Origin of the sequence: Schnuerera sp. xch1 (assembly GCF_019931165.1) — a bacterium.
GTDB lineage: Bacteria > Bacillota > Clostridia > Tissierellales > Tepidimicrobiaceae > JAIOUP01.
In genome coordinates, this window is sequence record NZ_JAIOUP010000015.1 from 1 (window position 1) to 21,071 (window position 21,071).

Consider the following 21,071-nt stretch of genomic DNA (forward strand, 5'->3'; position numbering starts at 1 on the left):
ATGGCATAACTCCTACAACTATTGTTGTATTTGTTATGCCTTTAATTCTATTTTGCTAGGACTTTTTCAGTGACCTCCTGGTATTCATCTATCTTTTTAACTGTACCACTGGCAGTAACATAGCTGCCACCGTCTTTCTTTTCATCTGGTTGAAAATATATTATTTTAACCTGGGGATATTCATGGAGTTGATCTATTAGTATTTGCAATTTATTGTTTAATGCTTCTTTCATATATACATCTAGTTCTATTCTATCTTCTGTAACTCTTGCAGTTTCTTTAATTGCAGTATCATAGCCAGTTAGTGCGGCAAAAGGAGAAAATTGTGCTGCTCGGTCAATAATTGGCATAGGATTTCGTTTTTCAGATACATGTCTTGGTAAATTAATAATATCATCATATTTACCTGTCATGCCTTATGCCCTCCAATCTGTTTGTTTCTATCTACTGTTGTAGCCCCTTCCTCTAGATTTAAGCCTTTTAAAACTGCATTCTTTCCAAATTTCTTCTTTAATTCTAATATGGTTTCCTGTATTTTTCTTTCTCGTACGAGTTCTGATTCTTCTTCCTTTTTTTCATTCTCCGCAATCCTATAATCTGTAAAAAGATTAAGTTGTTCAACCTCATCTTCCTTTTCGATACTTGATTCATCTACAACACGATTTGCTGACATATTGACCCTTCTAACTAAAAGATTTTTATCTACAATTCGTTCAAATAAATCCATGACAGCATCTATAATTAACTTTGTAGAAGAGAAATATCTTTCAAGATTTACAGTACCATGTGCCGATTTTGGAACTTTACGCCCATAACCATCGATGGTAATTTTTCCTTTATATAATTTCTTTATTTCTGGATTTGTTAAGTTTTCTATATCATATCCTACTGTTAAGGTAATCTGATTGGTTACAAGTCTTTTATCTACTAGGTCAAGTACAAGTAAATCAGTCATTTCCATTACAATAAGCTTTGCTTTTTCATAGGTGTAGCCACATTGGAGCACCTGCCCTGATCCGATACTTTTGGTGCTTGGTTTATACTCTTTAATATCAGCTATGGTACATGGTTCCCATCCCCATGCATGATCTATTAGTAATTCTGCATTAACACCAAATAGCTTATATAACAAATCTTCACTGTAATAATCAGTAGGATTTCCAATAGAACATCTTGCTATATCCCCCATGGTGTATAATCCTTCTTTTTCTAATCTTCTAGCATATCCTTTTCCCACTCTCCAAAAATCTGTTAAAGGCCTGTGTGACCAAAGCAATCTACGATAACTCATTTCATCTAGCTCGGCTATTTGCACACCATTTTCATCTATGGAAATTCGTTTAGCTTGAATATCCATGGCAATTTTAGCTAGATATAGATTTGTGCCAATCCCAGCTGTTGCCGTAATTCCCGTGGTATTAAATATATCCAAAAGTATTTTAGTAGTAAACTCTCTAGCTGATAGACTGTAGGTATTTAGGTAGTTTGTAACATCAATAAAAACCTCATCTATGGAGTAAACATGGATATCTTCAGGTGCAATATATTTTAAATAAATATTATATATTCTTGTACTATATTCAATATAATAGGCCATTCTAGGTGGAGCTGCGATATAGTCTAGTGAGAGATTTGGGGAAGCTTTTAATTCAGTATGGTTGAAAGAAGCACCAGTAAAAGTCCGTCCCGGTGCTTTGTTTAATCTTAAAGCATTTACTTCCCTAACCTTTTGTACAACCTCAAATAATCTAGCCCTACCAGAAATTCCATAGGTTTTTAGCGTGGGAGAAACTGCAAGGCAAATAGTTTTTTCCGTTCTACTTGCATCTGCAACAACAAGGTTTGTAGTTAAGGGATCAAGCCCTCGTTCCATACATTCAACAGAAGCGTAGAATGATTTTAAATCAATGGCTATATAGGTTCTATTTTTCATAACCCTCCAATCACCTCCAAAATTATCTATTTGTTACAGTGAATTTTAACTTATTTATATATTCCACTATAGATTGTATATTACTAACACCGATAACAATGAAATCATTAATATGGTACCTATTGATGCAATTGTATTTATAAATTTCTGTGCCTTAATACTGTCTTTTGATATCTTTCAATGGCCCTATAGATTAACAGTCCAATTGTTCCACCTAAAATATTATTAATAATATCCGTAATATCGGAAGCTCCAATACCCAAGATAAATTGAGAAACTTCACACATCAAACTAATTAGAAAAAATAAAAATATTTTTTTACTAACAGTCCATTCCTTAAATAGGATTTCTGAATATATTCCAATTGGTATAAAGATTACTACATTCATAATGATTTCGCTAAAATCAAGTCTTCCATTTATTATTAAAGATTCACTAAAGGGAATTAGATTTATACTTCTCATATAACCTAATTCTGAAAACGGTAGACTTAATTTAAATACTATTATCCAAAACACAGAGATTAAATAAATAAAAAATAATACTTTAGTCAATTTGATATTTTTACCCTTATCTTTCACATTGTTCCTCCAATATTTTTACAATATATGTATAATTTCCATTTATACATATTATAGCACATACATTCTATCAAATAAACTTTCAACCATTACCACTTACTCATCACCAAATACAACCCATCTTTCCCCATCATAATCTTCATATTTTTCAGTAGTTACATTCTGCTCGTAATACACTCCAAGAAGCCTTTTAATATCTTGATTATCAGCCCTTCTGGATTCAAATCCTTGATCTTTTAAATTTTTTTCTATTCTTGCAAGATAAGGAAATATATTTGATTCCTTTTCATCCTTTAGTCTTATTATAATCAAAAATTCCCTAGCAGTTGCCATCTGTACCTGCATTCTATCAAGATTAATGCTATCTTGTTTTAGTAAATTTCTTATAACAAGATTTTGTTCCATCTCCATTCTTCTTTTTAAATACTGCTTATTATCATCAAAGTTTTCCTTTGAATTAAGACATAGCATTTCTATTTCAGCTATTCCTTTTAGAACTGTCATGAGAGCATAAATTCTAGCTCCTATATTTTCATCTGATAATACGGATATATTAGTTGGGTGGATTATAAAGTATACTAATTCTCCATAGGGAGTCTTAGTACTAAAATCTGTAATTTCATCTACCCCCATAAGTTCCCTTGTGGATTGCTTTTGTTTTTCCTTTTTTCTCTGCTTCCTACTCATTTTACAACCTCCATTCAAATACTTGCTGTTTTAAAATAAAGAAGGCACAAGCATATTGAATAAAGTTTAGTATGCTTGTGCCTTCAAATTGTATAGTTAAAAAGGCATAAACTGCTGTTATTACAATTGGTGGCATAAAACCTAGCTGTACTAATGCAAATACAGAAATAAGAAGTCCTATCCCAATTACTCCTATATCTTTTAATTCCCATAGCCATAGAGTTGCTTTAGCCTTTAGATTATCAGGGTACATATACATTATTTAATCAACTCCTTCCTCCTTTTGTTTTCTTAAAAAATAAGCAATCCCTTTCATAACAAAATTTACACAAGGGATTGCTACACTATTGCCTAATGCCTTATATCTTGCACTATCTGATGCCTTTTCAATATTAGTCCATCCATCTGGAAATCCTTGAAGTCTTTCACATTCTAAAGGAGTAAGTCTACGAACTAGATTTCTTGTAGCTACTAAATTTTCACTTCCCCCACCATTATCTCCCCCTCCTGCTCTTAGAGTTGCACAACCTTCCTTATAGTTAGCAAATGTTGATTGCCCAAATATCATCTTTTCATAATCTATAATACACTTATCCTGACTTACATATTGATTACCAATACCTTTTTCATCCCCCACACACAATGTACCTACTGTATCTTGATATGTTTTAGGTGGAAAACAAACAGCATGGATGTCGCTTGTAGTAAGAGTGTAGCTAATGTCTTCTTGGAATCCACGCCCATTTCCACCATTGTGTTCTTGCCTATCTATAATGTTTCCTGCAATGCAATAACTTTCTGGACCAATAGGTTCTGATACCAAAGGAACATTATTTCCACCTGTTCCATAGGTGGCTGCAATTGTAGGTGCTACTTTCAGGGGACCATTGTATCTGCAGTCCCTCCCATGGTTATCGAATAGAGCTGGTTGATTGTTACCACTTGTGCCTTCTGAAGATGTAATAGTGGGACAAGGATCAACACAAATCTCTGCATTACCTTGCTGAGTTGCCATGACTATAGGTAAATTTCCTCCCATACTAGCCCGTAAAGTAGAAGTGATATTTTCCGTTATATCCATTCGATTACCACCTTGATCATTCAGGCATAACATAGATCCTGTAATAAATGTTTGCATCTGCATATTTTGGGTTGCCATTAAAGCACCTGATACTCCGTCTAGATCAATTCCTTCATTGCGTTGATTAATGTGATATGCTTTGTATTCATTGGACATATCCTGATTAAGATCCTTTTCTGTTATCTCAAGTCCAGCTTGAATTTCCAAAGCAATTTTTAATTGCCTCGGCAGTTCCTTACCTCTTAACTTTGACCTTCTAAGTATTCCCAAACAAGCTTTCTTGCTCAAATAATATTTTGGGAGCGGTGTGTCCTCCAAAATCTGCCACAAGAAAGATTCTTTTACGCCTTTGGGCGACACCCCAGTATTGAGCATCGAGAACTCTCCAAGCAATGGTGAATTCATATCCCAGTATGGACCCAGCAGGTTTCCATATCCCTCCCGCAGGTCTAGGTATAGATACATTGCTGTCTGCAATTCTTGCGGTTTCTTCGAGGACCGCCTTGAAGTCCTCCCCTTCTGTACTGGAAAATGCTCCGGGGACATTTTCCCAAACGAAGTATCGAGGTCGTATAAGGTGATTTGCTTTTCCTTCTCTTCCATCTTTATACCTCATTTCTTTTGTGATTCTAATTTGTTCCATAAATAATCCTGAACGCTCACCTGCAAGGCCTGCTCTTTTACCAGCTACACTTAAATCTTGGCAAGGTGAACCACCAGTGATGATATCAACAGGAGGCAATTTATCTCCCTTTAATTTTGTTATATCACCAACATGGATCATGTCAGGAAACCTTATTTTAGTCACTTCAATCGGAAAGGATTCTATCTCACTTGCCCATATGGGGGTAATCCCATTATTAACAGCAGCAAGGGGAAATCCTCCTATCCCATCAAAAAGACTCCCCAAGGTAATCATTACTACATCCCTAACCCTAAAGGAGCCAATTCATTTGTTTCCATATCTATTTCCATTATTCTTTTAATAGGTATCCCTTTACTTTTAGCAAACTCTATCTCCTCAAACATACCACTTGATATATGGTTTCCAAATACCCAGAGCTCATCACATCTAACAAGCAATTCTTTCCCTAAGCTAATTCCTAATTTTCTTTCTTCTGGATTATTATCATTTAAAATTTGAGGGTAGAGAAGATGGGGACAAAAAAAGGCATTGCCCTCATTTAATACATACTGGCAAGCCTCTTTTGCATAATCTGTATTCTTTTTTATATCTCCTGCATAGGGAGATGCAATAAATATTAGTTTCATTAAACACATCCTTTCTTTTTTTATTTGTTCTATTTTGGCACTGCTTGTACAATAGTTTTCGTGGTGTTAACTGCTGCCTGTGCTGTGTAAACAGCACTCATTATATTAGCCTTTGTGGATGTATCAAGTCCAAATGCCCCAGCAATCCTTGGCACTTCTCCTGCTGATAACATTAATCCAAGTCCTAATAATGCATGGTCCTTTACTACCATAAGTCCTGCTGTAAGTATGGTAGCCTGCAAGAATGTAGTAAGGCATAGACCGATTATCTGCTTAGACCATTGAACAAATCCATCTATATAACCACGGGGAACAGAAAACATATAAAGACTTCCAACTGCTATCTGTATAAGGAGTATTCCACCTCTTTTAAGGTTAGCAAAGAATACTTTAATAACTGCATAACCCATTAGGATAATTATAAAGAGGGCCATAAAGGGACTTGTTATTACAGAAAGCCCACCAAAGATTCCCGAACTTCCTACACTAGTAACATCTCCTGCATTATTTAGTGTTGTAATGATATTTGAAGCTATTTCACTAATCCCTCTACCATACCCTGTAATTCCTGCTGTCAAACTTGCTTGCAAGTTAACAGATAATTTATATAATTCTATTGGTACAATTGTAAACAGACCTACTGCCATAAATCCTTTTATTGCATTTAAGCCTGCATACTTAACACTTCCCCTACCACTTTGATATTCTATTCCTGTTTCAAATACTGATACCATAAGGCCTGTTCCATATAATGCCCAGGCAAGATAAGAGAAGAATAAAACAATCGATTGAACCCAACTCATCTCAAAAAGTTCTACTCCCATATTTCCCATATGTGCAAAAAAGTCACCGAGAAAACCTACAATCTGGCCATAAACCCAGTTAATGATTTGATCCATAATATCGCCTAAGATAAAATCCCATATAAATATTTTTACCGCCTCCTTTTATAGAAATTAAAAAACACACCGTTTCCCAAGGGTATCCCTGGATAAGATTATTTGAATGTAGCAAGTGAATGTAGTATTATAACGATAAATAGGAATTTGCTGAACTGCATCAAATTATAAATTACTTATTTTTTGGGGGTATACTATTGAAAATAAAATACAAAATAAAAAAATCATATAAAATCGCACAGTTATTATTGATTTCCATTGGTTTTATTCTAACTATCATCAGATGGTCGAATGCTTTTAATAATAATGTTGTAGTGATAAACTCTGAAATAACATCTCATATATCAAATTTTTCATTAAGTCTTTTAGCCTATTTAGCTATAGGTTCTTCTTGGATAACATCTGGAGTAAAATTTCGTTTTGTTACTGTTTTAGGAATATTTATGATTGCGGCAAATTTTATTTGTGAGACTTTAATGGGCTTTATGAATACTGTAGATATTGTTGATGCCATATACGGAACAGTTGGTGTCATGCTAGTTTTTATTTATTTTTACTTCCTTAATAATAAGGGATTAATTGAAATCAATTCCGATAACCAATAAATGTCTCCTAATTTTTACACTAAATAAAATAATCATATCCAATGTCAAATACATTTCAACTTACTAAACAGGCTGATTTTCTTTATAAAATCAGCCTGTCTATTCTTATTACAATCCAAGAATTTTCCAAATATATTTTGGTGCTGTTAAGGTAAATACCAAGCATGCAAACAGTATTGCAGGGGCTGCCCATTCAAATTGTCCATGTTTGCGATAATCAAAATAAGCCATCCCCAGTTTAGCAAAGAAAAACACTGCTAAAATAAGGTCAATGGCGGGAAATACAACTTTATTTACTACATTTTTTATCTGTCCAGACGCATCCTTCCAAGTACCCTCAATAGCGCCTGCTACATCTCCTGAACCTGATGCAAAAGTTGTAGTAGTAAACATTAAAAATAGCATTAATACCATACAAATAACTAAATTTTTCTTATATTTCTTCATAAAATCCACCTTTCTTTTTCTGTATTTATGGTTTTAGGGGTGCAATATGCCAATCTTGCCATAGGTTCCCCCTTATTGTTAATGTGTCTCTTAAATTCATAGATAGCATCCCCACTGGAGTCCATGCATCTATGACCCATGTATTTACTGTATATGCTCCATCTGGCATCCATATAGGAGTAAAATGTGTACGATTCTTATATGTGGAATATATATTTTTCTTAAACTCAAATCTAGTATTTGAACCACTCGAAAGACATTCTAACAGTCTCCAATAGGTTTCATATTGAAATTCTGGAAAATATGATATAGCATTTTGAGGATAGGTAATGGCAGAACTTTGATTATTGCTCAAATTAGCTGTTACCAATTGATTGATACCATACCCACTTTTAAAAATGCTTCCACTTCCAGTAGGATTCTTGCTATCATTTGTAATTCTCATATCAGCAGAAAGCCTTGCACTATATTGGTCAAGGTCAAATTCCCACCAGCCATGATCACACCAGTATCCTGAATCCTCCCCAGTGCTATGCCATACCCAATACCCTTGCCACCATGGACTCCATATACTCCAATTAGCTGTTGTTTTCTGCTCCCGGTTAGGAACAGAAGCATAAGAGAAGGAATCATTCCTATCATCAGCTACTGGATTTGGTGGCGGATTTTTGTCTAGATCAACTATCTTTACATTAATTGTTGATTTAGTTGTCATACCAGAACCATGTACACTTACATTAATTATCATATCCTGCTCTGTATCTGGTGTTGTCCATTTTACCCAAGCCAATTGGGAATCACCACTAGGATAATAAATGTTTCCCACATTATATGTTCTTCCACCAATTTCAAAACTGACATTGGTCGGATTATCAGGATCAGATTGTCCACCACTTACCATTACTGATGTGATAACTTCTGTATTTACTCTATACTCATAATCAAATGTATTAATGATCGGTGGATCTGGTTTCTCTTTAAATCGAACAATTCCAAGACCTAGATAAGACTTTATATCTGAATTAGAAGCAGGCTTTGATGTACTGCCACTCCATGCAGGATATCCCAAATCTCCCACTTCTAAGAACATTGAAAGTGGCAAATTTTTATGGGATAAAGACACCATTTTTCTTCTGAGTCCTCCACTTAATTTTTCATCATACATGGCTGCTTCTGTTGCAGTTGTAGCAATCATTGCTCCTTGAAATGTATAATATGCTATTGGTTCTAGAAGAAGTTTATACTCTCCGTTGATTAGTATGTCATAGTTTATTCCTGTTATATCTGCGATTCTTTTAATGGTATATTCTGAACAGAAGTATTTCTTTATTGCATCAATGTTATTCTTTCCATTTGTACTTACTATTCTTGGCATTGCTTGTGCTGGATTATAATAATAATATGAACCTTGAATTGGTGATAGATTACTCCCACTATTATATTGGATCTTGGATACCTTCCCAAAGTGGAACATTGTTGATGGGGGTTGTCTATTAGTAAAATCAATTGGTGCTGTTACTATTGAGTGGTCACTTGAGCGAACTACAGTTATACGCACCCCATCATAACCAGGTGACCATTTATTTTCACTTGTGCCACTTCCCATATTCCCCCCACCTGAGTCTATGTTTCCATCTCCAACTGCAAATACAGCAATGGGCATTATTGAATTCATTAGCATTACAAGTAATATTAAAAATATGATTGTCCTCTTCATTAAATCCTCCCTTCTGTAAATAAAAAACACTGCATTTCTGCAGTGTATCTTATTACTATTTATATTTAATCCATATCACCTATTTGTTTATTGATATCTCCATCTCCATCTACCTTTGTACCTTGATTCTCTCCACTATTTTCTATCCATCCAAATCCAGGTAGGTAAGTTTGTCCCTTACTATTTGTATCCCCACCCTTTGGTTCATCTTTCTGTTCTGGTGGTTCTTTTACCTTTTCTCCATTAGGTTTTTTAGTTGGATCGGTAAGTTGTTCCTTTGTAGGTTCTTTAGGCTTTTCAACATCCTTTTGAATAGTTTGCTCTGTTCCCTTATCTACACCATTCTTATTTGTAGACTGTGTATCTGAAGTTTTAATTGGTGGTACTATAATTTCATCCTCTTTCTCATTATCTGTTTTATCTTCATTATTCATAATTTCTTCATTCATAATTTCTTCTTTTTCTGTCTTTCCTTCATCTTTTGGTTTTTCTATTGTTACATTATCAACTTCTTTATTTTGATTTGGCAGTATATCATCTATTGGTTCTTTTTTAAACTGTGAGCTTATCATAACTATAAGCATTACACAGATTACTAAACCTCCAGCAACTACAAGCCATTTTTTAGTTTTTTCACTTATATTTTTCATAGATTTCTGCCTCCTTTTTTCCTTCTTATAAGTCAAACCCTACCACAATGATTTGAAAATGTCTATTCATATTTTCCATAGCCTTAAAACTTAGGGGTATAACCTCCGCTTGTTTTTATTCGTATCTTCATACTCGGGAGAAGTCTTCCACCAAAGGATACTGGTACTTCAAGCATAATAGTGCCATCAACCTTAAATCTTGAACTAGCAATATCCCCTGATGCAATGGGTGCATTTCTTATATCAACATCTAAATCCCATACTCTAAACTCCATTTTCCCACCTGATATTGTCTTTACATGATATCCACCACTTTGTTTTAATCCTAAGATTGTATCTAATCGATTGTAAATATCTCCATAGTCAAGAGATTCTTCAAAATCATCTGCTACTGGCTGATATCCTCCTGAATAACCTTCACGGACTCCATGATAAACATCATCATAATTATCATTTACCGTAGAAATTACTGCATCCTGAACTGCGTCACGAACTCCCTGTGCTATAATCATCAATCTAAAATATTCAGATATCCCCGTAACAATCATTACAAGACACAAGGTCACAGCCACTATCAAAGGAAAGGAACTTCCTTTTTTATCTTTTAGTATTTGCTTGATCCTTTTCATCCTTTCACCTACTTCCAATATACTTCTGATTTTCCTGCAGCATCAGCTCTTAAGGTTATAGGAAAGGAACCAAAGCCACCAAATAAACCAATATTAGTTTCATAAGTGACGGTAAGACTTACTTCTTCATTTAATTGAACTCTTCCTGTTTTCGACCATCTTACTGTTGGTGTAATCCCCATTTTATCCCTTAATAAGATTTCCCTGTTTGTAGTCTCAACTCCTACCCTACCTGCAATTTCCGCCTCTCTTACAAGTTCTGTTGCAAAAGTATCGATTTGCTGCTTTGCAATATAAACTGGCAGTACCTTTACTGCAAGGGCAATAACAAGCATTACACAAAGTACAAGAACAGCTACATCAATATATCCTTCTCCCTTATTAGACTTTAGTACCTTAAGCATACGAACACCTCCTAAAACAGTCCGCTGAATGAGCGGATAATTTCATAGATGATAATAGATATATATACACCCATAAAACACATAAGCATAATAAAGGAGAACACTCTAATCTTTGGTGGTATCTTCATAGCTTCAGCCTTTAACCTTTGAAGTTCTAATTGCTTCATATCATGGGATAACATTTGAAAATACATTGATCCATCATCTCCACGAAGGACACCAATTAATCCTCTAGTAATATCTGATAGCATAGGTGAGTTTATCCTTGCCTCAAATCTTGTAAGAGCCGCTTCGTAAGATGAGGACCTCATATCTGCAGTTAATATATCCAATTCATTTGCAAAATCTACTCCTGCATTTTTCTTAAAGTTCTCTAGCATAGATAAGACATCCCTGCTGGCCTTTAACTCTTGGGTAATTGTTGCTACAAATCTTGGCAGTTCTCTTTCTATCTTATTTTGTTTTTCCTTTAGCTCTTCATCTGCCCTTCTTATCTCTTTAAAATAAACTAAAATACTTAAAAATATAATAATTGGTGCTAAAAGTGGCAGTATTATTAAACAAGGAACCACTCCCAATGCAATTACACCTGATTTTACAATAGCTGATGCCATATACTCTTCTGGAGTCATATTAATTCCAGAAGCATTTAGTGTATTTTTCATCCTATTTCTTTTATACTCATCAATTGGAATATATTTTGCTAGACTTGTTGCCCACCCTAAGAGCAATATATCTATACTTTTTGCCTTTTCTTTTCCTTGTTTTCCTGCAGATTGCATAGCTCTTTGTGTGGCAAGACTTGGAAGTCTAAAAATATCAGCTAAAATAAAAAACAGTCCCAGAGCAAGAAGTATTCCAAAGATAATAATTAAAAATGTCATCTTATCTACCTCCTATACTCTATGGGCTGAGTTAACTTGATTACAAAAGCTGTAGATATAAATATGACAGTAATACATATTGCAAGTACAATCTGCCCCATCACGGTGTGCATCAAGGTATGATACCAATCTTTATTTAGGAAATATAAAAGTGGGATATTCCCTATAACTAATATTTCCATAGTAATAAATTCTTTCCTTGGCTCAAACACCATATTTTCAAGTTCCCCATTTACAACCCTCATATCAGACAATTTACTTACAATGGGAGTCAATGTAGTCTTTAAACTTCTGTCAAATTGACAAGCAATTAATGCATCACACCACTCCCTAAAAACTCCATTATCAATTTTCTCCCTCATTTCCTGTAAGGATGCTGTTATATCTGGATTTATAAGTTTTATCCTTGAAACGAATTCTTTGAATACAGACAATACAGGAGGATTTAAATAGTTCATATTTTCTTCTACAGCAGTTAAAATATCCTCATTTCTTAAATATGCTGTTGTAATAATACTAAGTGCTGTTTCAAGTTCAGCTGAAATAGCCTTTTTAAAATGAGTTTGGGTAATACGAATATACCAAAAGGGGATAAACATAAAGCCTATTGCCATTACTGGAACTAGAAAAAGATTCCCAAGGATAATAGCAATAGATCCTCCTATGGCAAATAGTAGAAGAGATAAGGCACAAAGCATTGGAAACTTCTTCTCTCTTCCTGTTACCTTTAAGATTTCTTGGACCTCTGTAATCTCGCGTCTTAGAAAAGATAATTTCTTTCGCTTAGTTGTCTCGTTAATCTCATCTTTAATACTTTTAGGTTTATTCATTAAGCCTTTAAATATATTATCCGTAAATTCTATTGGTGAAATATTAAATATAATAAAAGAACCTGTAATCATTCCAACACAGGCCATTAACAAGATGGTACTCATACACTTTGTACCTCCTTCTTTTTAAGTTTTCCTATGGTACTTATTGGCATCCCGTTTTCTAAAAATCTTTTTGATAGACTTTCTGATATGCTGTTTGTTTGTTCATGGTATCCTTTGATTATAAATTCCCCATCTTCCATTCTATTTTCAGTAATAATATATTGAAATAATGGTCTATAGTTTCTTGTTCCATCTGATAGAATTTCGCACTCCATAATCTCCATCAACTTTCTTTCCTTGTTTTCAAGTTGCTTACAGAATACAACTATAGGATAAGCTTCAGTTACATATCCCATTAGTGTTTCATCTGTCATATCTACTGCTCTTTTACAAAGGGATACCATTCTTCTGTAGGTTGCCTCACAAGAGTTTGAGTGAATGGTTGTAAGAACAGCTACTCCTGTCCGAGCTGCTTCCTGTGCTGCATTGGCTTCTGCTCCACGCATCTCCCCTACTACAATAATATCTGGATTAAATCGAAGGGACATATCAAGAAGTGTAATCTGATCTATCCTTTGCCTTTCATTTTCACTGTCACGAGTAATAGTATGAATAACAGAGTTAGATACTCTCCCATTCCTCTTACGAACCAATGATAACTCCCTTGAACCATTTTCAATGGTAAATATCCTTTTATTATCTGGTATTGTGGTAAGAAGCCAGCCTGCAACTGTTGTTTTACCTGAAGAGGTTGCACCTGCTATACATACAGATATCCCATAACGGATACATTCTGATAAAAAATCCAGCATAGGATTTGTTGCTGTACCTCCATTTACAAAATCCTCTTTTTTCATGTTCTGAGGATTTACAATACGAATAGAGGCTGCAATACCTACATCTTCATCCACAAGTGGTGTCTTTAGGACTGCTATACGAATATTTTTTGATAAATGACCAAGAACAGCAGGGCTTGCATTATCAAGAATCATTCCAGATATATGGAGCATTCTCCTTATTACATTGATTGCATGTTCCGGGGAATCAAAGTGTTCATCTAGTTTTTCACATCTACCGTCTGAATACTGAATCTCTATGTCATTCCATGAATTGATGTCAATTTCTTCGATTCCTTCCCCATATATATACTTTGTTAGAAATCCAAACTCAGCCATTTCACTGTACAAGGCATCTATAAGTTCATTCCTACTCATTCCCTTTACTGATATTCGGCTGTCTTGTACATATTTAGATATATATCTTTTTAGATGCTCCTTAGATCCTTCTATTGTTTCATCGGTAATCAGGATTGAATAATTATTTGATATATATTCCTGAACATCTTTTAAGACTGTAGAAAAATCTTTGCCATCTGATTCTGGGGTAAAAAATAGAGAGTGGGTTCTATTATCAGTTCCCAACTCTCTTTGGCTTATTATTTCTTTCTCTACTTCTACTATTTTATTTCTTTCTTCTATCTCTGGATTTTCTAATATTTCAATTGCTCTTTCAGAAATACTGGATATGATTTCCCCCCCTGGCTCTTTTCCATTGAATATATTTAATTCCTTGGTGGTATTAGTTACATTATCTCTGACTTCATTTTCTATTGAACTCTCATTTTTATTTACTCCATTTTGGTGCTTTTCTTCTTTTAGAAACACAGAATTATTTCTTTTTTTACCTAACACCCAAACACCTCCCCTGCAATCTTTTCTATTTCTTTTCTAAATGCTCTGCTATCCTTCATGGATAAATCTGCAAATAGATTTCCTGCAAGGTACTGTTCTTCAAGCTCCTGTGAATGTGGGAGTTTAAAAGCTACACTTCCAAGGGCCCCACTTATATGTTCAATGCTTTGCTGTGACTTTAAATTTGATCCTATCTTATATTGCTTATCTGCATCCCATTTACTATCTTGCAGAAGAGGCAATTGGCTGGATAAATAACTGATACTTTTTAAATCACAATTGGCTAGTCTTAATACTGAATCTGATTCCATTAGGGCAACTGCAGATAAAATATCATTTGCAATATAACTGCCACAATCAATAATTACAAATGGTGCTATTTTTCTAAGGTTTTCAATTAATTCTCTTGCTTGTACTTCTGTATATGGAGGATAGGTATATTCATTTTCCCCTTTAAGCATTCCAAGGATTGTTAAATAGGATAATCTTTTATGGATAATCATATTGTGTTTTACAAGGGCCTCACTTACATGGGCTGCAGCTAAAACACTTCCCAAGGACTTTTCATACTCAAGATCTGATGGAGGACAAATACAAGGAAGCATAGGTGCTGTCATATCACATAAAACCAATACTACATTCTTTTTCCTATCTGCTAGGTACTTAGCAATCTTTGTGGCTGTAATTGTCTTTCCGCTTCCGGGACTTCCCCAAACTGCCAAAACCCCTCCATGGAGAATTTCCTCTTCTACCTTTTCCTCTGTCCTTCGTGTGAATATACCTTTCTTTTTAAAATTCAGCAATTTATTCCACCCCACCCTCTACTGCTTCCTCAACCTTACTTTCCTCAACTTTATTTTCTTCAGCTACTTCCTTATCTATTTTTTCCTCTTCTTCTTGTTCTTCTGGATATAGTTCCTTTATTATCTCTTCCTGCATATCAATAAACTGTCTTGTATTTTCTGGTGTTCCCCTATAGACCAGTGATAGATGTGCCTTGGAATCGGATTCTAGTTCAGCAAGAATATTTCCTTGTTCTGGACTTACAAGAAGGGTTACAGTTGATGGAAGTTCTCTTTCATCTTCCATTCCTTGCTCCCCAGTATTTGCATCATATCCTGATGAGGCAGTTACAGATATAACTTCTACATATTTAAGTTCTAATGGAATTACTGTTTCACCCTGTTTTTTATAATCAGGTGCAATAACTGAGACTATATCTCCGCTTTGAAGCTTCCCAGAAAGCCCATTGGCAAAGTTTTTTATGGTAATAGATATAGCTTGTTTACTTCCGTTAAGATTGTATAGATAGGCATTTTCTGCTGCTGGTATATCTGATAGCTTTGTATTTAAAATGTAATCCCCTATTCCCAAATCTGATGTAGCATACTTTCCAATTACATTATCTTTTGTTCGAATAATATTATCAGGTAGATTATAACCACCTACTTCCACAGACTGGACCATGTCCTTTGTAATTTCATCCCCTGCTTTTACTTCCTTTACTACTCTTACAATCTCTGTTTTCCTGCTCATTCCCTTATTAAACAATGGTGTCAGTCCAAAGCATATAAGGAGTGATAATAAGATACATATCACGCCTATTACAGTTCTATTTTTTAAATAACCCATGTAATTTCCCTCCTAATTTATAAAATATATAATCATAAAACCTATCCCTAAAAAGGGAGCAAGTGGCATAGGAAAATTCCTAGCCACTTGCTTTTTTTCTATCTTAGATATTAATATAAAGCGCAAATAAAATAATATTAATAGACTAAGCCCTATTATTAATCCATAGATTCCTTTCCAAAATCCAAGGACCATACCTGCCGAGGCAGTTAATTTGATATCACCCCCACCAATACTATTTTCTTTTAATACTGCTCCTAATAAAAATGGGATAGCAATAACTATCCCAAATAGGTTTACAAGGCTAAATCTTAACAGTCCTATTAAGGCTATTAATACACAAATTGTATCTGGTATTTCTCTTTTTTTAATATCTGTATAAGATGCTGCCATAAGCAGAAAAGAAAAAAACATCCCCTCTAGGATGCCATTAACCTGCATAGTTAAACATTTCTTTAATTCTTTGATTTAGGGTTGGCATAACTACATCACCAAACAATAGATATAGTCCCCCTAGAAGCAATGCCCCTAAAACTACAGCAATTAGAATTTTCACAGCTGTATCAATATAGCCTTCTCCGCGATTGTTGCTTACTGCTGTCTTTACAGCTATAATTTTCTTTGCTATAAAATTATTTGTTTTTTCAAATGTTCTTTCCATATTCATTTCCTCCCTGTTTATTCAAAATGGTAACTTACTGAATAGGTTATATTTGATTTGTTATACATGCAATTATGGTTAGTGTAATAATAAAACTCTAGTTTTGAATAGACTCCATTACTTAGAGTTCGGCTGAATGTGATGCCATTACTGGTAGTTCCATAGTCTAGTTGATCCCATTCCTTAGTTAATACATTATATCCTCGAACACGGCCGTAATCACTTCCACTATGTCCTGCTACAGGAGGGACAGTAAATGTATACTCACTAATAGTTGCACCTTCCAATCCATTTTCTAGAATTACTGAATCAGATCCGGTTAACGTCATACCTCCACTTCCATTTGAATCAGCAACAAAGAATACAATTGCCGCCCATGGAGATTCTGCACCTGTGGAATCTACAGCTTTTACCCGTACCGTATTTTTCCCTAATGGATAGACTTGTGTTTTTGCATTACGCCCTTCCCAAACATAGGTAATTGGATCATTATCTGCATCAGTACTCTTAGCTGTAATAGTTACCTTAGTACCAGGGGCAACACTATTTCCATTTGGTGTCCTAGTAATTACAGGTGTAGTTGGTGCCGAGTTTTTTATTGTAAAGCTTTCTTCTACCCAAGGCGAATAAGCCCCGGCATCATCCTTGGCACGTACACGAATGGTATGTGTTCCTACTGGATAGTAGTTATCACTGGTTGTACCTTCATATTCCAAGGTTGTTGAATCTCCATCTGGATCACTGGCTGTTGCCTTAATATCAACAAAGAATTTACCATTCTTTACAGTTCTAGTTGGGCTAGCTGTTAATGTTACTGTTGGTGCAGTATTGGTAATAGTAATCTTTTCTTTATGAGTGAACATTCTGCCTTCACCATCTATAATCGTGGCTATGAGAGTAATTTCACCAGTGTCTGATATGGAAATTTTCCCACCTTCATTGGTTAATTCACCATGGTACTCTACTACTTCACCTGTTTTTTCTAATGTCCATTTTACTTTATTTGTTCCAAGGTTTTTAGAGTCTACTTTTACTTCAAACTCTTTGCCATAGTGAATTGAATTAGGCATGGAAAAACTATATTCTATAACAGGTTTTATAGTTATTTCCTGACTATATGAAAAATTTCTTTCTAGGAAATCCGTCATTGTTGCTTTTAATATATAATTTCCATCTGCGAGAAAAGTGATTTTTCCGCCCTGTGCATTTAAACTACCAGAGATTGCATGATTTTCAGATATAACTTTACCGTCTTTGATAATACTCCATTCTACTGGAAGTACATTGTTATTACCATAGGTTCTGATATTAATAATGCTATCTGTGTAAGCTAATCTTGGAAGTTCAAACCCTATATCTAATACTGGTAAAACCTCTACTTTATCCCCTGTTTCAAAGAGGAATACTCTGCCAGTTTCATCGGTGATTCTAGCCACCAGTTCATAAACACCTGCCCTTTTAAACCTGATACTGCCTCCTAAGTTATTTAGATTTCCCTCTACATAAGTTGACCAATCCTGAAAACCAAAGGTATTGTCAACAAGCCATTCAATTTCTAAGTTGTCTATCTCCACACTATCTACATCTACTCTAATATCACTATCTGTGTGTGCGTATTTGGGTACTATATAGCTTACATTTGGTACAGGGTAAACCTTAAATTTTTGTTCATAGTCATATACTCTACCTCCATTATCGGTGAAGGAAGCTTTTAGAATATATTCACCCTTATGTGGAAAAGCAACAGTCCCACCTTCATTTGAAAGTTTTCCATTAATAAAATTTGAAAGTTCCACTATTTCTCCATCTTTAATAAGTGACCATTCTGCATCACGATTTCCAGTTTCCTCAAAAGCTACTTCAATCTTTATTTCATCATCTGTATGAAATATTTCAGGCAAATAAAAACCAGCAGAACCTACAGGATATACGGTAATGGAAACCTTGTCTGTAAATGTTCTGCCAGTTTTGTCCATAGCTGAAAGAATTAAATTATATACACCTTTTTCTTTAAAACCAATGGTGCTATCTTCTAATGCTATAGTCCCTTCAATAAACTCTGATATATCTACTTCTTCTCCATTTCTAGTCAGGGACCAAGTTAGCTCCATATCATCAAGATTTTTTGTTTCTGTCTTTAATATAATCTTTCTATCAGTATGGGTTATTTCATCAAGTTCTAACTCAATCTCTCCCACAGGATATATCCTTATTACATTACTTACTTTGATTTGTTTCCCTAATTCATCAGTTATAACAGCTGTTAGCTCATATATTCCTGTGTTATTAAATATTATTAAACCACCTGAGTTTGTAAGTTCCCCTGTAATATTAGTATCAAGTTCTATTTCAACATTGTCTTTTTTTAGCAACCATGATACAGGACTATCTCCTAAGTTTTGGGTGGATAAATCAACATCTATGGTTGTATCTGTATGGGCTGTTTCAGGTAGTTTAAAATTAGCAGAAGCTACTGGGTAAATATCTATGGTTTGTTCATACTTAGTCTCTTTTCCACGGCTATTTACAGCTGTGGCCGTAAAGGTATAATTACCAATAGATTTAATTTTAATAGTTCCCCCATCTGCCTCTAGTTCCCCATCAATAACTGAAAGTAAATCTACAGGAATACCATCTTTACTAATCTCCCATGTGACCGACTTAACATTGGAGGCTTTAGTAATAATTTTTATTTCCTCATCAACATAAGCTGTAAGGGGAAGTTCAAAACTATATTTTGGTGCTGGAACATAATTGGAACCATTACCTGTTGATGAGTTATTTTCTGTATCTTTATCTGGCTTTTTATCTGTGGGATTAGTTGGTTTTGATGGTACAGTAGGCTTTTCTTCTTCATTTTTATCTTTGGCTTTATCTTTCTCTATCTTTTCTTTAGCTTTCTCCTGCTTAATCAGCATTGTAAAGGCTTCAGCACGAGTAGATTCTCCATTAGGACGGATCGTTCTATCTGGATAACCAGAAATGATATTATAGTGTTTTCCAATACAAATATATTCTACTTCTTCTTTAGTCAGGTTTTTCTCATCAATAAACCCTGTATCACAATAACAATCTGGATCATGATTTTCTTTTCCCGTGGCTCTAACTAACATTTTAATTATTTCCATCCGACTAATAGGCTTATTAGGAAAATATAACTTACCGTAGTCCTCCACTAAAATAATGTCTTCATCAACAAGTGCCTCTATTTCCTTTTGGGCAAAATGTCCTATGATATCCTCAAATACTGGCTCAACATCCTCCCTATCTTTTGTTTCAAATTTCATAGTTCTTGCTAAAAGTGCTGAAAACTCTCCCCTTGTAATAATATCATCAGGATGAGATAATCCATCAGGGTAACCCTGGATGATTCCTCTTTCAGTCAGAATATTAATTGTTTCTTCAGCCCAATGCCCTATGCTATCTGAAAATATATGTTTCGTAGCATAGACAGTCCCTATAAAATTAGTTACTAATATACAAACTAATAAAAGAATATTAATTATTCTCTTTGATTTATATTTCATTATTGTATTCCCCCTTTTTAACCTGCATAATTGAACATTTCTCTTATTCTTTCATTTAAGGTTGGCATAACAACATCACCGAATAATAAATAGAGTCCTCCTAGAAGCAATGCCCCTAAAACTACAGCAATTAAGATTTTTACTGCTGTGTCAATATATCCTTCTCCGCGATTATTGCTTACTGCTGTCTTTATAGCTACAGCCTTTTTCATTGTAAATTGATTTACCTTTTTAAATATATTTCTCATATTATTTTCCTCCATATTTTAAGTTTTTAAATAGTCATATTCATATCTTGTCTTTGATTCTGTTGTTCAAAATCAATTTCTTTAAATCCAAATCGATCTACATAGTAAAATTCACTGTTTGTACTATCATAAAGCTCTATTACATCAGATATAGAAAGGGAATGACCAGTAAATCCTTGAGGATGATTTAGATTAAACTTTGTATATATTTCCTCCAAATCATTGGTTTCAATTATCCCTTCATAGGCAATTTTATAATTACCCTTATCAGGCTCTCCAAAATTATTTCTTAGTTCTTCATAGCCTATAAATTTACGACCAGGGCATACATCAGTTTTTAACTGCCATATTCGGCAAGCTTTTAGGGTTAATGCTTCATCGGTAAAAAGCATTGTGCCTCCTTCTGCCAGCCTTTCAAATACTCCTTCTGTCCATTTAGCTATAAGCTTTCTTTCATATATCCAATTCTCAAATTCTTCATTTTGAAATATTAAGTCTACTGTAGCAATATCCTTTTCTACATATCCTGCAGGATTTCCATAGTAGAAAATACAATCATTCTTAAGCTTAATACTACTCATACTCCACCTCCTATCTTTCTCTAGCTTTTCTTGTTTAATATCTTTACTCTTTGCTATCTGCCCCCTC

General features: G+C 34.5%; 25 protein-coding genes. 1 reads left to right on the forward strand and 24 read right to left on the reverse strand.

Features of this window, described 5'->3' with window-relative positions:
* Window positions 1-47 precede the first annotated feature (47 nt).
* The 9 genes from K8M07_RS10135 to K8M07_RS10175 form a co-directional block, all read right to left on the reverse strand.
* Window positions 48-413, reverse strand: coding sequence for a hypothetical protein (locus K8M07_RS10135; protein WP_223378462.1), 366 nt, complete (start codon window positions 411-413; stop codon window positions 48-50).
* Window positions 410-1,933, reverse strand: a complete 1,524-nt coding sequence (locus K8M07_RS10140) for a DNA methylase (protein ID WP_223378464.1) — start codon at window positions 1,931-1,933, stop codon at window positions 410-412. The genes K8M07_RS10135 and K8M07_RS10140 overlap by 4 nt, the downstream gene beginning before the upstream one ends.
* Window positions 1,934-2,070: 137 nt before the next feature.
* Window positions 2,071-2,514 (reverse strand): VanZ family protein, encoded by a 444-nt coding sequence (locus K8M07_RS10145; RefSeq protein ID WP_223378467.1) that lies wholly within the window; start codon window positions 2,512-2,514, stop codon window positions 2,071-2,073.
* 96 nt (window positions 2,515-2,610) lie between these two features.
* Window positions 2,611-3,201 carry a hypothetical protein gene (locus K8M07_RS10150; protein WP_223378469.1) on the reverse strand — a complete coding sequence of 197 codons (591 nt, stop codon included), beginning with the start codon at window positions 3,199-3,201 and terminating at the stop codon, window positions 2,611-2,613.
* A gap of 1 nt (window position 3,202) precedes the next feature.
* Entirely contained in the window at window positions 3,203-3,460 is a 258-nt protein-coding gene (locus K8M07_RS10155) for a hypothetical protein (RefSeq protein ID WP_223378471.1), read from the reverse strand.
* A gap of 3 nt (window positions 3,461-3,463) precedes the next feature.
* Window positions 3,464-4,552, reverse strand: coding sequence for a DNA cytosine methyltransferase (locus K8M07_RS10160; protein ID WP_223378473.1), 1,089 nt, complete (start codon window positions 4,550-4,552; stop codon window positions 3,464-3,466).
* Window positions 4,539-5,201: a DNA cytosine methyltransferase gene (locus tag K8M07_RS10165; RefSeq protein ID WP_223378475.1), complete on the reverse strand. Its 663-nt coding sequence runs from the start codon at window positions 5,199-5,201 to the stop codon at window positions 4,539-4,541. Before K8M07_RS10165 ends, K8M07_RS10160 begins: the two co-directional genes overlap by 14 nt.
* Window positions 5,202-5,203: 2 nt before the next feature.
* Window positions 5,204-5,554: a DUF4406 domain-containing protein gene (locus K8M07_RS10170; RefSeq protein ID WP_223378476.1), complete on the reverse strand. Its 351-nt coding sequence runs from the start codon at window positions 5,552-5,554 to the stop codon at window positions 5,204-5,206.
* A 29-nt stretch (window positions 5,555-5,583) separates the two neighbouring features.
* A complete protein-coding gene (locus K8M07_RS10175) occupies window positions 5,584-6,486 on the reverse strand; it encodes a conjugal transfer protein TrbL family protein (protein ID WP_223378581.1) in 903 nt (300 codons plus the stop codon).
* 164 nt (window positions 6,487-6,650) lie between these two features.
* Between K8M07_RS10175 and K8M07_RS10180 the strand changes: the two genes are divergently transcribed.
* A complete protein-coding gene (locus K8M07_RS10180; protein WP_223378478.1) occupies window positions 6,651-7,058 on the forward strand; it encodes a hypothetical protein in 408 nt (135 codons plus the stop codon).
* 108 nt (window positions 7,059-7,166) lie between these two features.
* On the opposite strand, the gene K8M07_RS10185 is transcribed toward K8M07_RS10180, so the two are convergent.
* From K8M07_RS10185 to K8M07_RS10255, 15 genes are all read right to left on the reverse strand, one after another.
* Window positions 7,167-7,505, reverse strand: coding sequence for a DUF3852 domain-containing protein (locus tag K8M07_RS10185; protein WP_223378480.1), 339 nt, complete (start codon window positions 7,503-7,505; stop codon window positions 7,167-7,169).
* A 25-nt stretch (window positions 7,506-7,530) separates the two neighbouring features.
* On the reverse strand, window positions 7,531-9,222 hold the full coding sequence (locus K8M07_RS10190; protein WP_223378482.1) for a hypothetical protein: 1,692 nt from the start codon (window positions 9,220-9,222) through the stop codon (window positions 7,531-7,533).
* A 65-nt stretch (window positions 9,223-9,287) separates the two neighbouring features.
* On the reverse strand, window positions 9,288-9,872 hold the full coding sequence (locus K8M07_RS10195; RefSeq protein ID WP_223378484.1) for a DUF6550 family protein: 585 nt from the start codon (window positions 9,870-9,872) through the stop codon (window positions 9,288-9,290).
* An 83-nt stretch (window positions 9,873-9,955) separates the two neighbouring features.
* On the reverse strand, window positions 9,956-10,501 hold the full coding sequence (locus tag K8M07_RS10200; protein WP_223378486.1) for a hypothetical protein: 546 nt from the start codon (window positions 10,499-10,501) through the stop codon (window positions 9,956-9,958).
* Window positions 10,502-10,509: 8 nt separating this feature from the next.
* Window positions 10,510-10,905, reverse strand: coding sequence for a DUF4320 family protein (locus K8M07_RS10205; protein WP_223378487.1), 396 nt, complete (start codon window positions 10,903-10,905; stop codon window positions 10,510-10,512).
* 11 nt (window positions 10,906-10,916) lie between these two features.
* Complete coding sequence (locus K8M07_RS10210) at window positions 10,917-11,789, reverse strand: hypothetical protein (protein WP_223378489.1); 873 nt, start codon at window positions 11,787-11,789, stop codon at window positions 10,917-10,919.
* A 5-nt stretch (window positions 11,790-11,794) separates the two neighbouring features.
* A complete protein-coding gene (locus K8M07_RS10215) occupies window positions 11,795-12,724 on the reverse strand; it encodes a type II secretion system F family protein (protein ID WP_223378491.1) in 930 nt (309 codons plus the stop codon).
* Window positions 12,721-14,355, reverse strand: a complete 1,635-nt coding sequence (locus K8M07_RS10220) for an ATPase, T2SS/T4P/T4SS family (protein WP_223378493.1) — start codon at window positions 14,353-14,355, stop codon at window positions 12,721-12,723. The genes K8M07_RS10215 and K8M07_RS10220 overlap by 4 nt, the downstream gene beginning before the upstream one ends.
* The gene (locus tag K8M07_RS10225; RefSeq protein WP_411741968.1) at window positions 14,349-15,155 is read right to left on the reverse strand and encodes an AAA family ATPase; all 807 of its coding nucleotides are present in this window, start codon (window positions 15,153-15,155) and stop codon (window positions 14,349-14,351) included. The genes K8M07_RS10220 and K8M07_RS10225 overlap by 7 nt, the downstream gene beginning before the upstream one ends.
* 4 nt (window positions 15,156-15,159) lie before the next feature.
* A complete protein-coding gene (locus tag K8M07_RS10230) occupies window positions 15,160-15,987 on the reverse strand; it encodes a Flp pilus assembly protein CpaB (protein ID WP_223378498.1) in 828 nt (275 codons plus the stop codon).
* 12 nt (window positions 15,988-15,999) lie between these two features.
* Window positions 16,000-16,401: a prepilin peptidase gene (locus K8M07_RS10235; protein ID WP_223378500.1), complete on the reverse strand. Its 402-nt coding sequence runs from the start codon at window positions 16,399-16,401 to the stop codon at window positions 16,000-16,002.
* A 16-nt stretch (window positions 16,402-16,417) separates the two neighbouring features.
* Window positions 16,418-16,648, reverse strand: a complete 231-nt coding sequence (locus K8M07_RS10240; protein ID WP_223378502.1) for a DUF6133 family protein — start codon at window positions 16,646-16,648, stop codon at window positions 16,418-16,420.
* 17 nt (window positions 16,649-16,665) lie between these two features.
* Window positions 16,666-20,175, reverse strand: a complete 3,510-nt coding sequence (locus K8M07_RS10245) for an S-layer homology domain-containing protein (RefSeq protein WP_223378504.1) — start codon at window positions 20,173-20,175, stop codon at window positions 16,666-16,668.
* Window positions 20,176-20,192: 17 nt separating this feature from the next.
* Window positions 20,193-20,387 (reverse strand): DUF6133 family protein, encoded by a 195-nt coding sequence (locus K8M07_RS10250; RefSeq protein ID WP_411741969.1) that lies wholly within the window; start codon window positions 20,385-20,387, stop codon window positions 20,193-20,195.
* A gap of 62 nt (window positions 20,388-20,449) precedes the next feature.
* Window positions 20,450-21,004 carry a YodL domain-containing protein gene (locus tag K8M07_RS10255; protein WP_223378508.1) on the reverse strand — a complete coding sequence of 185 codons (555 nt, stop codon included), beginning with the start codon at window positions 21,002-21,004 and terminating at the stop codon, window positions 20,450-20,452.
* Window positions 21,005-21,071 lie beyond the last annotated feature (67 nt).

Excerpts from the sequence above, each read along its gene's own strand:
- K8M07_RS10170 (WP_223378476.1), bottom strand. The coding sequence starts at position 5,554 with ATGAAACTAATATTTATTGCATCTCCCTATGCAGGAGATATAAAAAAG.
- K8M07_RS10135 (WP_223378462.1), bottom strand. The coding sequence starts at position 413 with ATGACAGGTAAATATGATGATATTATTAATTTACCAAGACATGTATCT.
- K8M07_RS10155 (WP_223378471.1), bottom strand. The coding sequence starts at position 3,460 with ATGTATATGTACCCTGATAATCTAAAGGCTAAAGCAACTCTATGGCTA.
- K8M07_RS10235 (WP_223378500.1), bottom strand. The coding sequence starts at position 16,401 with ATGTTTTTTTCTTTTCTGCTTATGGCAGCATCTTATACAGATATTAAA.
- K8M07_RS10255 (WP_223378508.1), bottom strand. The coding sequence starts at position 21,004 with ATGAGTAGTATTAAGCTTAAGAATGATTGTATTTTCTACTATGGAAAT.
- K8M07_RS10140 (WP_223378464.1), bottom strand. The coding sequence starts at position 1,933 with ATGAAAAATAGAACCTATATAGCCATTGATTTAAAATCATTCTACGCT.
- K8M07_RS10230 (WP_223378498.1), bottom strand. The coding sequence starts at position 15,987 with ATGGGTTATTTAAAAAATAGAACTGTAATAGGCGTGATATGTATCTTA.
- K8M07_RS10195 (WP_223378484.1), bottom strand. The coding sequence starts at position 9,872 with ATGAAAAATATAAGTGAAAAAACTAAAAAATGGCTTGTAGTTGCTGGA.
- K8M07_RS10215 (WP_223378491.1), bottom strand. The coding sequence starts at position 12,724 with ATGAGTACCATCTTGTTAATGGCCTGTGTTGGAATGATTACAGGTTCT.
- K8M07_RS10245 (WP_223378504.1), bottom strand. The coding sequence starts at position 20,175 with ATGAAATATAAATCAAAGAGAATAATTAATATTCTTTTATTAGTTTGT.
- K8M07_RS10205 (WP_223378487.1), bottom strand. The coding sequence starts at position 10,905 with ATGCTTAAGGTACTAAAGTCTAATAAGGGAGAAGGATATATTGATGTA.
- K8M07_RS10150 (WP_223378469.1), bottom strand. The coding sequence starts at position 3,201 with ATGAGTAGGAAGCAGAGAAAAAAGGAAAAACAAAAGCAATCCACAAGG.
- K8M07_RS10240 (WP_223378502.1), bottom strand. The coding sequence starts at position 16,648 with ATGGAAAGAACATTTGAAAAAACAAATAATTTTATAGCAAAGAAAATT.
- K8M07_RS10165 (WP_223378475.1), bottom strand. The coding sequence starts at position 5,201 with ATGATTACCTTGGGGAGTCTTTTTGATGGGATAGGAGGATTTCCCCTT.
- K8M07_RS10250 (WP_411741969.1), bottom strand. The coding sequence starts at position 20,387 with ATGAAAAAGGCTGTAGCTATAAAGACAGCAGTAAGCAATAATCGCGGA.
- K8M07_RS10200 (WP_223378486.1), bottom strand. The coding sequence starts at position 10,501 with ATGAAAAGGATCAAGCAAATACTAAAAGATAAAAAAGGAAGTTCCTTT.
- K8M07_RS10190 (WP_223378482.1), bottom strand. The coding sequence starts at position 9,222 with ATGAAGAGGACAATCATATTTTTAATATTACTTGTAATGCTAATGAAT.
- K8M07_RS10210 (WP_223378489.1), bottom strand. The coding sequence starts at position 11,789 with ATGACATTTTTAATTATTATCTTTGGAATACTTCTTGCTCTGGGACTG.
- K8M07_RS10185 (WP_223378480.1), bottom strand. The coding sequence starts at position 7,505 with ATGAAGAAATATAAGAAAAATTTAGTTATTTGTATGGTATTAATGCTA.